This window comes from Helicobacter sp. MIT 03-1614, from assembly GCF_000762925.2.
Classification (GTDB): Bacteria; Campylobacterota; Campylobacteria; order Campylobacterales; family Helicobacteraceae; genus Helicobacter_C; species Helicobacter_C hepaticus.
Genome location: NZ_JRMS02000002.1, coordinates 192930 through 206201 on the forward strand (window position 1 = coordinate 192930; position 13272 = coordinate 206201).

The 13272-nt window shown below is 35.1% G+C and carries 15 protein-coding genes; 2 read left to right on the forward strand and 13 right to left on the reverse strand.

Features of this window, described 5'->3' with window-relative positions; genetic code table 11:
• Nucleotides 1-3 precede the first annotated feature (3 nt).
• From LS66_RS02215 to pgsA, 5 genes are read right to left on the reverse strand one after another with little or no spacing between them, the layout of a single operon-like run.
• A complete protein-coding gene (locus LS66_RS02215) occupies nucleotides 4-1314 on the reverse strand; it encodes a DUF3298 and DUF4163 domain-containing protein (RefSeq protein ID WP_034366777.1) in 1311 nt (436 codons plus the stop codon).
• A 25-nt stretch (nucleotides 1315-1339) separates the two neighbouring features.
• A complete protein-coding gene (locus LS66_RS02220) occupies nucleotides 1340-1726 on the reverse strand; it encodes a hypothetical protein (RefSeq protein ID WP_034366775.1) in 387 nt (128 codons plus the stop codon).
• Nucleotides 1723-2391, reverse strand: coding sequence for a YggS family pyridoxal phosphate-dependent enzyme (locus LS66_RS02225; RefSeq protein WP_034366772.1), 669 nt, complete (start codon nucleotides 2389-2391; stop codon nucleotides 1723-1725). Before LS66_RS02225 ends, LS66_RS02220 begins: the two co-directional genes overlap by 4 nt.
• Before the next feature lie 9 nt (nucleotides 2392-2400).
• Nucleotides 2401-3456, reverse strand: a complete 1056-nt coding sequence (rseP, locus tag LS66_RS02230; protein WP_034366768.1) for an RIP metalloprotease RseP — start codon at nucleotides 3454-3456, stop codon at nucleotides 2401-2403.
• Nucleotides 3453-3998 carry a CDP-diacylglycerol--glycerol-3-phosphate 3-phosphatidyltransferase gene (pgsA, locus tag LS66_RS02235; RefSeq protein ID WP_011116519.1) on the reverse strand — a complete coding sequence of 182 codons (546 nt, stop codon included), beginning with the start codon at nucleotides 3996-3998 and terminating at the stop codon, nucleotides 3453-3455. The genes rseP and pgsA overlap by 4 nt, the downstream gene beginning before the upstream one ends.
• A 144-nt stretch (nucleotides 3999-4142) precedes the next feature.
• On the opposite strand from pgsA, the gene corA reads away from it, so the two are divergent.
• Together corA and LS66_RS02245 are read left to right on the forward strand one after the other, a co-directional pair.
• Nucleotides 4143-5111: a magnesium/cobalt transporter CorA gene (gene corA, locus LS66_RS02240; protein WP_011116518.1), complete on the forward strand. Its 969-nt coding sequence runs from the start codon at nucleotides 4143-4145 to the stop codon at nucleotides 5109-5111.
• Nucleotides 5111-5824 (forward strand): TerC family protein, encoded by a 714-nt coding sequence (locus LS66_RS02245; RefSeq protein WP_034366765.1) that lies wholly within the window; start codon nucleotides 5111-5113, stop codon nucleotides 5822-5824. Before corA ends, LS66_RS02245 begins: the two co-directional genes overlap by 1 nt.
• Nucleotides 5825-5925: 101 nt before the next feature.
• Here the strand turns inward: LS66_RS02245 and LS66_RS02250 are convergent, their stop codons facing one another.
• From LS66_RS02250 to LS66_RS02280, 8 genes are read right to left on the reverse strand one after another with little or no spacing between them, the layout of a single operon-like run.
• Complete coding sequence (locus tag LS66_RS02250; RefSeq protein ID WP_034366808.1) at nucleotides 5926-6555, reverse strand: outer membrane beta-barrel protein; 630 nt, start codon at nucleotides 6553-6555, stop codon at nucleotides 5926-5928.
• Between the two features lie 11 nt (nucleotides 6556-6566).
• Nucleotides 6567-6734, reverse strand: a complete 168-nt coding sequence (locus tag LS66_RS10240) for a hypothetical protein (protein WP_236096961.1) — start codon at nucleotides 6732-6734, stop codon at nucleotides 6567-6569.
• A 19-nt stretch (nucleotides 6735-6753) separates the two neighbouring features.
• Nucleotides 6754-7521: a tRNA (5-methylaminomethyl-2-thiouridine)(34)-methyltransferase MnmD gene (locus tag LS66_RS02255; RefSeq protein WP_052057427.1), complete on the reverse strand. Its 768-nt coding sequence runs from the start codon at nucleotides 7519-7521 to the stop codon at nucleotides 6754-6756.
• 3 nt (nucleotides 7522-7524) lie between these two features.
• Nucleotides 7525-9588, reverse strand: coding sequence for an LTA synthase family protein (locus tag LS66_RS02260; RefSeq protein ID WP_236096962.1), 2064 nt, complete (start codon nucleotides 9586-9588; stop codon nucleotides 7525-7527).
• Complete coding sequence (locus tag LS66_RS02265) at nucleotides 9569-10243, reverse strand: hypothetical protein (protein ID WP_034367170.1); 675 nt, start codon at nucleotides 10241-10243, stop codon at nucleotides 9569-9571. The genes LS66_RS02260 and LS66_RS02265 overlap by 20 nt, the downstream gene beginning before the upstream one ends.
• On the reverse strand, nucleotides 10240-11526 hold the full coding sequence (locus LS66_RS02270) for a sialidase family protein (protein ID WP_236096963.1): 1287 nt from the start codon (nucleotides 11524-11526) through the stop codon (nucleotides 10240-10242). Before LS66_RS02270 ends, LS66_RS02265 begins: the two co-directional genes overlap by 4 nt.
• 9 nt (nucleotides 11527-11535) lie before the next feature.
• Nucleotides 11536-12723, reverse strand: a complete 1188-nt coding sequence (locus LS66_RS02275; RefSeq protein WP_034367167.1) for a pyridoxal phosphate-dependent aminotransferase — start codon at nucleotides 12721-12723, stop codon at nucleotides 11536-11538.
• Between the two features lie 21 nt (nucleotides 12724-12744).
• Nucleotides 12745-13272, reverse strand: coding sequence for a hypothetical protein (locus tag LS66_RS02280; RefSeq protein WP_011116509.1), 528 nt, complete (start codon nucleotides 13270-13272; stop codon nucleotides 12745-12747).

The following is a 13272-nucleotide window of genomic DNA, read 5'->3' on the forward strand; positions in this document are numbered from 1 at the left end:
TTTTTATTTTAATCCAAACAAATACGCATAAGGCGAGGAGGGATTGACAAAAGATTTTAAGTCATTATATGGAATATGAAGTTCTATGTCTCCATAAACATAAGGAGCAATCTCATAAATATGCCATACAAATTTTATGCCTTGAGATGTAACAAAAAAAGTCTGTGGCGATTCTTTCAGCGGCAAAGTCTCCTCAAAAAGTTTCTCTTTATATTCTGGTGTCTCTAGTTTTTGAGTAAGCATTTGCAAAAGTGTATTTTTATTTTTCTCATCTAAAAGAAACAAATCCTCTAATTTGCTTGATAATCTTTCGCCATTTTGCAAAGAATAGCTTTCCATTGTTGTGCTATGAACCCCGTGTGCTCCTCCCTCATACACATAAGAAAATTTCTGTAATGATACAATATGTGAATCTATAAATTCTACACTATACATTTTTGCATATTCTGCATTAAATTGCTCTTTTTCTTGGCTATATGCCTTAAAATCCTGCTTTGCTAGATATTGAATCTGCTTTTGTAGCTCTGGCACATCTTTTGCCCCATCTGCAAGTTGCGCGTTAAGCTTTTCTACGATATGAGATTCAAGTTTGTGATTATATGAAGGCAAAATGATAGGTTTTCTGTAAGTAGATTCAAATGAAACAACTTCCTTATCTGCTTTTTTAATGGAATGTGCATAATGTCCTTGTGCGAAAGTTACCTCATTTAAAGGCAATGTATCATCTTGAATAAAGCTAAATCTCTCTCCTTTAAAATAACTTTTTTGATGCCAAAATAGCCTATCGCCGCGAGGATTATCCTCTTCCCATACACCACTTACCTTTAAAAATCCTTTTTCATCTTTACTAAAAGTAATCTTTTGAGCATCAAGTGATGACATAAAATGTTCATTGTCTCCCATCGCTTCATTCCACACATTTGGCAAAGTAATAGCAATCATTAAAGGAAAATCTTTGCTATTTTGCTTTAAATAAACTACTCTTCCTTTTTCAGGGTCATTTTGTATATTCTCTATGCTAGATTCTATATCTATATCACGCTTTTTATCCTCCCATATAGATAAATACCCTACTTGCTCCTTATCGCCTACCTTGCCTTTAAGCACATAAAAAGCCGTGCTATTTTCTTGCAGTCCTAGTAACTCCCGCACAGATGCAGAATCTCGTGCAATATCTTGCCCTTGAGCCTTGCTCTCTTGCGTTTGTTCTTGAGTAGATTGCTTCTTTTGAGAATCTTTAGAATCTCCACAGCCTATTAAACAAAAACCTAAATAAATCCCCAAAACAATATATATTAGACTTGAAAACCTCATAATACCCTCCTTCGCCTTAAAAGAACTACCAACCACGCGAAACAATATGACAACTCATACAGCCTCTTAAAATCCGTCCGTATGCGCCAGCACTTTCAATAAATTCATCACGTTTTAAAAATTGCTCCATTGCTTCAATGTTCTCTTGATTTCTATTTAAAACGCCTGTTACAACATTTATGTCTCTGCGCCTTTGCGGACCAAGATAAGTATTTGGGTCAATGTGTAGTAATTTCTTGTTGAGTGCCTTAAAATCTTTAAGTCCCTCATTAATTAATTCTTTTCTATTATACAAAAATCCTCTTTCCATTCTGTCCATTGCCCATTCCATATCCTGCATAATTTGTGTAAGTTGATGATTCTGTGCGAAAATACCACATACACACAAACTTATAAATAATAAAACCCTCATTTTGCCTCCTCAAATAGTTTTGAACCAATCCGCACAAGATTTGCCCCATAAGCAATCGCTATTTCAAAATCCCCGCTCATACCCATAGAAAGAATCTTCGCACCACTTCCTTTAAGAGAATCAAACACATCACGAGTTAATCTAAAACTACGTTCTATAAGTGCTCTATCATCGCTATGTGCGCCAATACTCATTATGCCCTCAAGCTTGATATTTGGGCAAGTAGCACAAATGTGCTCATATATTTCTTTAGCAGATTCTACGCTCACACCGCTTTTACTCTCTTCATTTGTAGCATTCACTTGAAGCAGTGCGCGAATCTTCTGCTCTCCTAATCGCTTTTGCAAAGCAAGGGCGAGTTTTATAGAATCTAGGCTATGCAAAAGTGTAGGATTCAAAGAAAGAAGCGTATTAATTTTATTTTCCTGCAAATTCCCAATAAAATGCCACTCCAAAGGCAAATCATCTAAAGATTCAATTTTTGCGCGTAAATCCTGCACTTTATTCTCACCAAACGCCCTTTGTCCGCATTCATAAAGAGCGCGTATTTGCTCCGTGCTTTGATACTTGCTTACGGCAACAAGTGAGATGATTTGATGAGGACTATAAGCGAGTCTAGCCCTTTCGATTCTACGCAAAATGCGTTCAAGATTTAAAGCTAACATATTCTTTCCTTATGACAATAAACGGAAAATATCATTATACAATCCTAAAAACATTAAAGCCAAAAGTATTGCCCACCCACACAATGTAAGATAATACGCAACATTTTCACTCGGTGGCTTCCTCATAATAATTTCATAACAATTAAATATAATATGTCCTCCATCTAGTGCGGGGATTGGCAGGAGATTAAGAATCCCTAGATTCACTGAAATAAGAGCAGTAAGCCAAAAAAGTATTACCCAACCCTCTTGGGAAGCTGAACCTATTACAGACACTATACTCACAACACCACCCACTTCACTACTTGGCACGACACCACTTATAAGCTTTACAATTCCTTGAGCAATAAGCGTACTTGCCTTAAGCGTTTCCTCAAAACCATACCTTATGCTCTCCCAGCCACGATAGCTCACTTTACCTACAGCATTAGCACTTGCTATACCAATTACACGCCGAGTAATGTCTTCACCAAAAATATTTTTTGCTTCTTTTTCTATCGGAGTGAGATGAAGGTTAAAAATTTGTGAAGGAGCTCGCTCAATGCTTATAAGTAATTCTCCACTTGAAGAAAGAATTATAGAATCTAACTCCTCCCAAGTTTTAATCTCTTCATCATTTATACTTAAGATTCTATCCCCTGCTTTGATACCAGCTAAGTAGGCAGGGTAGTTTTCTTTGACTTCTCCCACCACGGGTAATAAACTTAATTTTCCACCTATACCTACCGCTATATAGAGAAAAAAAGCAAGGAGTAGGTTAAATAATGGTCCTGCCAACAAAATAGCTATACGTTGCATTGGGGATTTGCTAAGATATGAATCTACCTCATAATTGCGTGCTTTTGGATTACTATCATCTTGTCCTTTTAATTTGACATAACCACCAAGGGGAATAAGCGAAAGAGCGTATTGTGTTTGCCCTATTTGCACACTTGCAATTTTTTTGCCAAAGCCTATACTAAATACTTCTACTCTCACACCGCATAGACGAGCCACAAAAAAATGTCCTAATTCGTGAAAAAATACCAAAAAAGATAAGATGATAAGGGCGATAAAAATACTCATACGCTCAAACTTTTAACATATTTTAGAGTATAGTCCGCCCCAGAATAAAGAGTAAGCGCTACTGCAATCCATAGTAATATCTCACCGCCGGGGAAAAAATCTGCCAATAAAAATGCGATTGCAGTAATTTGTGCACCTGTTTTATATTTGCCACTTCTACTTGCTGCCACACTTGCCCCACTTCCTGCCACCATTACGCGCAATCCAGTAATAAAAAATTCTCGCGATAAAATCAAAAATACCGCCCAAGGAGATGCCCTATCTAAAATCAAAAGTGCGATAAAAGCAGATAGAATCAACATTTTATCTGCTAATGGGTCAAATACTTCCCCGAATCGTGAATGCACACAATATTCACGCGCAATATAACCATCAAAAAAATCTGTGATCGAAGCTATACAAAAAATAAAGCAAGTGAGGTAATTTACCCAACTCTTATCAATATAATCAGGAAATACTGCATCATAATGTAATGCCACAAAAAGCAATAAAACTGCTAAAAATATCCGTGAAATACTTAAAAAATTAGGTAAATGCTTCACTATTGTTCCTTATAAATAATGGCTATATAAATTGAAAATTAAAGTAGATTCTACAATGGATTATTTAACTTAACACAAAAGTATCAAAAGTTATACTAGTTTTTGCTACAATCACGCACGATATTTATTATAAGGAGGCAGGAGATGATTAATATTTTTATAAGACGCGGAGGACTTATTGTGCGAGAGAGCTTGTATTCAAGTGATGAGCAAATTAAAGTTTTCCACGAAGAAGATAAGATTTTATGGATTGATTTGTTTCGCCCCTCAAGCGATGAGGTAAATTATATTTCACAAACCTATCATCTTGAAGTGCCCACCAAAGAAGAAAGAGAAGAGATTGAGCAATCAGCTAGATATTGGGAAGATAGCGGGAGTATTACGATAAATACTTACTTTCTCGTGCGTTCTTTAGAATCTGAACTCCATAATGAAACAATTACTTTCTTACTTCGTAAAAATATCCTTTTTACAATCCGATACAGCGAGTTTCGTGTCTTTGATGAGATTCAACAAATTGTTCTCGCTACACCAAAAGTGTTTGAAGATGGATTTGACCTCATTGGCAAAATCTTTGAAATACGCGTAGAAAAAGATGCAGATTTACTTGAGAGTGCAGCAAAAAACACTCGTGCATTGCGTAAAAGAGTATTTAACTCTCAAGTAATCAACTATGATGAAATGCTAGAAGAACTTTCGTCTTTACAAGAATTAAATATGAGCGTGCGAGATTCTCTTTTTGATAAAAGAAGAGCCATCACCGCTGTGCTTAAAAGCGACAAAGCAGATGCTGATGTGAAAAAAAATATTACCATTGTTCTAAAAGACTTAAATTCACTTGTTGAATTTACAGCCGTGAATATGCACGCGTTGGACAATATTCAAACGATTCTAACAAACCAAATTAATATTGAACAAAACAAAACCATTAAACTATTCACGGTTGTAACCGTAGCAATGATGCCCCCAACTCTTATTGGCACAATTTATGGTATGAACTTTGATAATATGCCCGAATTACATTGGGATTTCTCTTACCCTGTGGCACTTGTGATTATGATTCTCTCTACAATTTTCCCTATCATTTATTTTAAGAAAAAAGGTTGGATTTGATGGATTTTTCTTGGATAGGAGATTTTAATGCGTGGGTGGCACTTGCTACACTTGTATTTTTAGAAATCGTGCTTGGCATTGATAATCTTATTTTTTTATCCATTATTATTTCACGCCTTGAAGAATCTCAACGCGATAAGGCTCGTATTTTTGGCTTAATGCTTGCTATGCTCTCTCGCATTGCACTTTTAATCTCACTTTTTTGGGTAACAAAGCTTACAAAACCACTTTTTTACATTTTGGATTTAGCAGTAAGTGGGCGAGATATTGTGTTGTTTTTGGGAGGATTATTCTTGATTTATAAAGCTACAAGCGAGATTCACGAAATGACGCAAGCACGAGAAGAGCACACTCCTGCCCCAAAATATACAAATTTTAACTTAGTGTTGCTCCAAATTATGGTGCTTGATATTGTATTTTCACTTGATTCTGTTATCACTGCTGTGGGTATGGTAGATATTTTATCTGTAATGATTATTGCCATTGTTGTAAGTGTATTTGTTATGCTTTTTGCTTCTAAGGGTATTTCACATTTTATAGAATCTAATCCAAGCATTAAGATTCTAGCGCTTGCATTCTTAATTTTGGTAGGCATAACACTTGTAGCTGATAGTTTGCATTTCCATATACCTAGAGAGTATGTTTATTTTGCTATTATCTTTTCTTTAAGCGTGGAAATTATTAATATTTACTCTATCAAATCACGCAAATAAATAGTAAAAGTATCATAGGAATGTAGCATTTATAACAATTACCTAAGGATAAATAGAACTTCTCCTTAGGTTTTAAATTTTAGGATTATAGTTCTTGATGTCTAAAAACTATAAATATAGCGCACTCCAATATTGTAATTACGAGAAGCTGTAAGTTTTACTTGAGTGCCTGCCACATTTCCATCAAATAATGTCATAGCAACTAAAGGCACTCTAACTATGGCTTCTAAACTATGTTTAGTATCTACCACACTACGCAAACCAAGATTTAAACTCACATCAAGCCCTGTTTTTTTAAGGTTTATACCAGCTGCTTGTATATCGCTAAAATCCTTATTGTCAATCGTATTGCTGCCTACGCCCACACCTACAAATGCGCCAAAGTTTGCACTCTCACTCGTGATAAAATTAAAAAGAGCATCAACATTCACACCATAATTCATTAAGGTTGTCTTGCCCGGATTCTCATCATTAAAATTTGCATAAGTGAAGTTTGCATAATAGCGCAATCCAACATCAGAAGTAAAAAATTGCTTATAACCAGCAATAATTTCATAACTTGCCCCAGCCCCTACTGCTTTATCTTTTGCTCCATTTTCTACATATTCTCTTTCCCCTGCGCCGTGCCCTATACCCACACCAAAAAATGCACCACTTTCTTCACCTACTAGCGCAGAACTTGATAACGCTAAAGCCACGACAGAGCTAACTAACAATTTTTTAGTTTTCATTGAAACCACCTTTAAAGAATTGATTTTGCATTTATAATGCGTGTCAATTCTACCCCCCCCCCCCCCGATTTTTGCTTAAAAAGCAAAAAAATAAGGTTGTATTTAAACTTTAATATGCAAAAATGTAACAATAAATTAAAGCAGGTGCAAAGATAAATATCTACCTTACCAAATTGCATAAAAAATCTCATTAATGCTCTAAGGGTGTAATGGTTTTAATCCTTTGAGTGTAAGAACTATCTTACTCATTACACTTCCTCCGCGCACCATACCGCTCTCATAGTTATATACCTTAAGCCCACCATTAAGTGCATTTTGACGAATAGTTGCGCTTTGGGAATAAGTTGTAATAATGCCTTGTGGATGCAAAAGAGAAGCAAGGAGTGAAAAATACTCTGTATTCCATAAAGTTGGATTCTTCTTTGGACTAAAGGCGTCCTGATAGATAATATCAAATGTATCCTTTGGTAAAAGCTTGCAAGCTTCAATCGCATCACCTTTATAAATATAAAGCTCAAAGGCTACACTTTGAGCTAATATACCGCTGTGCATTATCATTTTTTTATCCTGTGCAGAGGCAAAAAAATACATAATCTCATTAATATTTTCTATATACTCGCTCATATAAGGAGGATATGCCCATTTGTGTAATGCGTTAAATATATTTTTATCTTGCTCGGGAGAAAAGATATGCACTTTACCACAATAACCCTTTTGGACAAGTGTGCTTAAAAGTGCAAAAGTGTTGTATCCTAACCCAAAACATATATCAAGTGCATAAATTTCGCTTGGTAAGCCTCCATAGACAGATTCTAAATGCGCTAAAGAAGGGTATATGTGCTTATAGAGTGTCTCACTTAATGCGCCATCTTTTAAGCTATGATAGCATTCATCAAAAACTTCATTATATGCGCTCAAACTTCCGTCATTACTCTGTCTTATCCAACTTTTGCCCTTTTGCTCCACGCTCTAGTGTGCCTCATCATTCCTTACTTCATAGCCATTTTTGAGAATCCACCAACTCAAAGCCGTAGCTTGTTGCAATCTCTTATAAAGTGATTGAGCAAATTCCTTATCATTGTGTCGTTCCATAGCTTTATGGAAATATTCTATTTGCTCGCCATCCTTATTATAAATAAATCTATCTGTGGCGACAGAAAAATAACCAAGTGCATCATTTTCTCCAGCCAATGCTGCACTATCATTGCTTACAAGCGGAGTGCCAAAACTATAATAAGTGTAATTTTCAGGAGCGATAAGCTCTACAATGCTTGGGGTAATATCAATATGAGAGCCAATATTTGTATTTTTTTTCATTTCAAGAGTAGGTGAATAAATAATCAATGGAATAGTGTTTTGCGTTTTTAAAGAAGGCTTTGCATTTGGATATTCTCCATCATAATGATTCCCTGTAATGACAAAAAGCGAATCAGGAAGTACACGTGAAACCTCTTGAATAAAACGCGTTATCACTTTATCTTGATACCAAATATGCCCAAAAAATCGCGCATCTTTCTTTTTGTATTCAGAATGATTTGTAAGAAATTTCTGTATATCTTCAAGGGGCACATTAAACTGCTCTAAAGGCACATCATAAGGTGAATGATTAGAAGTGGTGAGTATCATATTAAAACTTGGTGTGCTTCTGTGTTTAAAAACATTATCTTTTATAAGGGTAAAAAGATAGTGGTCATATGCTCCCCATAAGCCCTCATAAGGAGAGGCATAACCATTAAGTTTTGCATTTTCAACAATATGAGTGCTATAATATATCTTTTCAAAACCTTGTGATGCGCTATATTGGTCAAGCCTTTGCCAAATACCGCTGCCACCATAATAAAAATTTGTTTTATATCCTAAATCTTTCATAATTACGCCCGGTGCAGTGATAAAAGGCTGTAATGTCCCTATTATAGAATTTATGGGAATCTCTGTCTGAAACAATCCTGTAAGTTGCACATCTATACTTTTAATAGTAGAATCTGCATTTTGCAAAAATACACCAATTTTTGTTCCGTGTGCATCATTGAGTAAAGATTTGAGTCCTGAAGTCAAACCAATCTCATCAAACTCTTTATCAAAATGCCATTCACTCAAACTTTCTGCTACAATATAAAAAATATAATTAACTTTCTCTTTACTGCTATAAGTAACTTTTTTTGCTAACAAATCTTTGAGGTTATAATGTGTCTGTTTAGAATCTAGCTCAAAATACTCTTGCACCACTTCAAGTGGTGTTTGGGAAGTATAATCGCTAAAATGAGAATTTGAAATTCTCATATAACCGCGATAAACAAGGTAAAGATTCCTAAAAGCGCCCGTAGAGACTTTACGCAAAAAAGTATTTTCTACAGGCTTAGCAATTTGGTCTAAATTCCCACCCTTAAAGCTAAACGAGGAATTAATAGAAAACATCATTAAAAGCGCAAAAATAACAAACAAAATAGCTGAAGTAATTAAAGATTCTTTGCTTGTAGAGCGAGAGCGAATAGAGCTTAATGGGTCATAGCCATATTCGCGCGTAATTTTGGTAAAAATTTTGCTATAAGTATACATAAATAAAAAACTGAGAATGCTATACATAAATAAAAAACTGAGAATGCTATAATGTCCACTTATACCTGTATGAAAAATTGCCTTTTGGTCATCAAAAATAAATCCAAGTAAATTTGCATTAAAAACATCATTATAAATCTCATAAAATGCAATCTCTGCAATACCTATAAATAAACTCACAATCACCACAATAAACGCATAAATCCATAAAATAACCCAACGCAATTCGCTCCAAAAAAATAATAGACCAATGGCAAAATATACAATACTTAAAGTGGCTATATGTCTAGAATCATAACGCAGTCCATTGATAAAAGTGTTTATGTATTCGCTAAAACTTTTTACTTCCCCTATGGCATCATAATATACTCCACTATAAAGCACAAAGCAAAGTTTTATAGCAAAAAATAAAGCAAATAAAAATAAAGCAAAGGTAATTGACTTAACAAGCAGCTTTTCAAACCACTTTCTTTCCATTTCTCCCTCCAAAATATAATCTTATTAATGTCTGAATCACTCGCCATATCAAAGCGATAATACAACCTATCCACAAAAATGGGTCAATACAATAATTTATAATACTCATCTGCCCTAGAATCTGTAACTCATAGCCTAGAATAGACAAAAGTAGCCCATAGCCTGCCAAAGCACACAGACTATAAGAAAAAAGAGATAAAATACAAAGAAAATAAAGTTGAATTTTAAACTCTAAATGGTAAATATCAATAAAACCATAACCTAAAAACCCATAATAAACTAATATTCCTAATCCAATCCATATATATTGTATGCTCGGTGGAAAAAAGTGATGAGATTGCATAAAATGCGACATTTGTATCAATAAAGAATCTGCTCTCATAGTGCAGAAAGGAGTTGCTGTTCTTTGAACAACAATGCGCATAAGTAAAAAACGAATAAGCCACCAAAGGCTTAAAAAGCATAGCATTAAACTTGGCACATCAAAAAGTGCATATACATAATCACACGCACTCCAGCCATATATGGGCACATTAAAACATATAAGCCACACTATGGCAATAATTACTATAAACTTGTTTCTTAAACATTGCAAACAAAATATTAATGCGCAAAAAATGGTAAGATTAATCGCTATACATACAGCTATACTCATAATTCTGCCTCTATTTGTTGTGGTTGCGAATTTTGCTTGGTAGATTTTACAAGCAAAGACTTTGGCACAAGTGCAGTTTTAATATGTGTGCGTCCGTGAGTATAAGCAATATGCACGAAAGATTCATTAATAGCTACACTTGGATAAGAAACTTCATTGTCAAGCAATGTGTCAAGCTGCAAAAGAGGTTCAAATATCACTTGAGAATCTTTAAGACTAGATTGAAGTAATTTATAAATCCATAATTCCTCGCGTTTGTTTCCCGTAAGAGAGCTTGCTTGATTGTGTAATAAAAATAAAGAATCTAAAGCATTAAAAAGCACAGAAGAAGCATCATAATTTTTGAGATTGCTTGGTTTTGAATCTGCACATATTGTGCTACACTCACTTACATAAAGTGTATGTTCATAAGCTTTGTGATTGCGATAAATTCCTATACTTGAGTGCATTGTAAGTGGCACAAAGCTTGGTTGTAGTTGGGAGCGAAGCTGTGTAGGACGTGTAATAGAAGTAAGTTGTAAAGAAGGGCTAAACTCTAGCAAAAGCGGATATTTGCGCGCAAGCTCGTGATAAATAGGCAAGATAAATCCACCATCACTTTTGGACATTGCAGGTGTGCGCACAAGATGAGAAAAGTTAAGCAAAGGGCTTATGTGCAATTCTTGCATATAACGCAAAGATTGTAGATTTTTGTCTAATTGAGAAGCAGATTCTAATAAAAGCCAATAAATTTTGCTTGTCGACCAACCACCCATACTCACTCCTACAACGAATAAATGCACTCTCCCTTGCATATCCACAAAAGTAATAGGATTCCCTAGTTTTTTAATAAATTTTCCACTTAGAGCAGAAAGTGTAGGAGCGTCTAAAAGAAGTCGGGGTTCGCTCCAGTACCCAATCTGTGTATCTACTCTATTTTTCTTTATATCTTTATCAAAAGTAAAAAAGCTCTGATAAATCCCTACATCTCTCGCACCTTCATTACTTCCTGCAAAATATAAGAGCATAAAATCCTTATTGCTCACACTTGAGATATTGACAATCGCGCTTGCGTGTGCAGAAGCTCGAGAATTAGGAATATCAAAATAAATAATAGCTTGTGAGAGGGTATTTAATGGGGGGGGGGGCGATAAAAGATTTTGCTCTGGTAATACTAAATTCTGTTGCGAAAAATCAAGCTTAGTCTTGGGTGTCTCATCATTAATAAGACACCACCAAGCACACAAACAAAGCAAAAACACAAATATGCTATGCTTCGAATATATGTAAAAGAGATCTCGCATTTTCATTACTTAAAAAAGCGTTTTAACAAATTGCGAAATGCGTGTAATGCCTTCTTTAAGCTGCTCTAAAGAACACGCAAAAGAAAGTCGCGCAAATCCCTCCATACCAAAAGCAACTCCGGGCACAAGTGCTATTCCTTGCTCCTTAAGTAATGCTTGGCAAAATCCCATAGAATCTGTACCATACCGAGGTAATGTAGAAATATTAATAAAGAGATAAAATGCACCTTGAGGCTCACACACATTAAGGTTTTGAATATTATTAATCGCATCGCACGCAAAACGCATACGCTCTTCAAATGCCTTTCTCATATCCTCAATATCATTATTTGCCTCTCCTTTAAGTGCTACTATGGCAGCTTTTTGCGTGATAGAATTAATATTAGAAGTACATTGGCTTTGAAGATTGTTCATTAATTTAACAAGTTTTTTGTCTTTACACGCGAGATAGCCTATACGCCACCCTGTCATCGCCACAGACTTACTTAGTCCATTAATTGTGATAGTGCGCTGCATCATATCCTCATTTACAGCTGCAACAGAGAAAAATTTCACTCCATAAACAAGTTTTTCATACATTTCATCACTCACAACCCATATGTTTGTGTCTTTTAACACTTCAGCAAGAGATTCTAGTTCTTCTTTAGTATAAACCATACCGGTAGGATTAGATGGGGTATTAAGCACAAATACTTTTGTCTTGGGTGTGATGGCTTCACGGAGCTGTTTTGGTGTAATTTTAAAATTATTTGCTTGCGTTGTTTGCACAATGACAGATTTACCGCCGCTAAAGGTTACAAGTTCAGGATAGGTAACCCAATAAGGAGAGGGGATAATCACCTCATCATCTTTATCAACAAGAGCTTGAAAAACATTAAAAAGTGAGTGTTTTGCTCCATTGCTTACAAGTATTTCATTACGCTCATAAGCAAGAGTATTTTCACGCAAAAGTTTATCTTTAATCGCCTCAAGTAATTCTGGAATCCCTGCCACCGCAGTATATTTAGTAAAACCACTTTTTAACGCTCTAATAGCCTCATCTTTTATAATTTCTGGCGTATCAAAATCAGGTTCTCCAGCCGAAAAACTTAATATATCTTGCCCCGCAGCTTTTAATTCTCGTGCAAGTGTGCTAATGGCAATTGTGGTAGATTCTCCTAAAAGCTCTACACGTTTTGCATAAGTTGTCTTTTTCATCTTTTCTCCTTGTGCTTAAGATTACTCTTTAATATCCGCAAGTTTGAGTGTAAATTCAATCTCACCCTTGCTTAAACGCATTTCTTTTGCAATCGCATCAATGCTCCAACCATCACGAAACATACCAATAATGCGTTTTTCATCAATATTTGTGCTAGAAGTAGGAAAATAACCAAACTCGCGGATTTTCTCCTCAATACCAACAATTTTCTCTTCAATATAATCGCCTTCTTTATTGACTTGTGCTTCAAGAATCTCTATTTGGCGATATACATTTACCAAAGCATTATTGACTGCATCAATGCTCTCTGTTTTAATTTTGGTATTTAATGCAGTAGAGCTTAATTGATTCTCAAGTTCATTATCTTTAATCCATTTATGAATTTTAAAAATTTCATTATTAAGATCTTCCATACCTTTTTCAAAACGTCTTAATCGCTTGTTTAAATCAAAATTACGGGTATAATTAAAAAATGCAACTAAACATACAATACCTATTGAGACAAGCCCAAAAATCATACTGATACTACTCATTGAAACACCAAACAT

Excerpts from the sequence above, each read along its gene's own strand:
- LS66_RS02265 (WP_034367170.1), bottom strand. The coding sequence starts at position 10,243 with ATGAGTATAGCTGTATGTATAGCGATTAATCTTACCATTTTTTGCGCA.
- LS66_RS02275 (WP_034367167.1), bottom strand. The coding sequence starts at position 12,723 with ATGAAAAAGACAACTTATGCAAAACGTGTAGAGCTTTTAGGAGAATCT.
- LS66_RS02220 (WP_034366775.1), bottom strand. The coding sequence starts at position 1,726 with ATGAGGGTTTTATTATTTATAAGTTTGTGTGTATGTGGTATTTTCGCA.
- rseP (WP_034366768.1), bottom strand. The coding sequence starts at position 3,456 with ATGAGTATTTTTATCGCCCTTATCATCTTATCTTTTTTGGTATTTTTT.
- LS66_RS02280 (WP_011116509.1), bottom strand. The coding sequence starts at position 13,272 with ATGTTTGGTGTTTCAATGAGTAGTATCAGTATGATTTTTGGGCTTGTC.
- LS66_RS02250 (WP_034366808.1), bottom strand. The coding sequence starts at position 6,555 with ATGAAAACTAAAAAATTGTTAGTTAGCTCTGTCGTGGCTTTAGCGTTA.
- LS66_RS02215 (WP_034366777.1), bottom strand. The coding sequence starts at position 1,314 with ATGAGGTTTTCAAGTCTAATATATATTGTTTTGGGGATTTATTTAGGT.
- LS66_RS02260 (WP_236096962.1), bottom strand. The coding sequence starts at position 9,588 with ATGGAAAGAAAGTGGTTTGAAAAGCTGCTTGTTAAGTCAATTACCTTT.
- LS66_RS02245 (WP_034366765.1), top strand. The coding sequence starts at position 5,111 with ATGGATTTTTCTTGGATAGGAGATTTTAATGCGTGGGTGGCACTTGCT.
- LS66_RS02225 (WP_034366772.1), bottom strand. The coding sequence starts at position 2,391 with ATGTTAGCTTTAAATCTTGAACGCATTTTGCGTAGAATCGAAAGGGCT.
- LS66_RS02270 (WP_236096963.1), bottom strand. The coding sequence starts at position 11,526 with ATGCGAGATCTCTTTTACATATATTCGAAGCATAGCATATTTGTGTTT.
- corA (WP_011116518.1), top strand. The coding sequence starts at position 4,143 with ATGATTAATATTTTTATAAGACGCGGAGGACTTATTGTGCGAGAGAGC.
- LS66_RS10240 (WP_236096961.1), bottom strand. The coding sequence starts at position 6,734 with ATGCAATTTGGTAAGGTAGATATTTATCTTTGCACCTGCTTTAATTTA.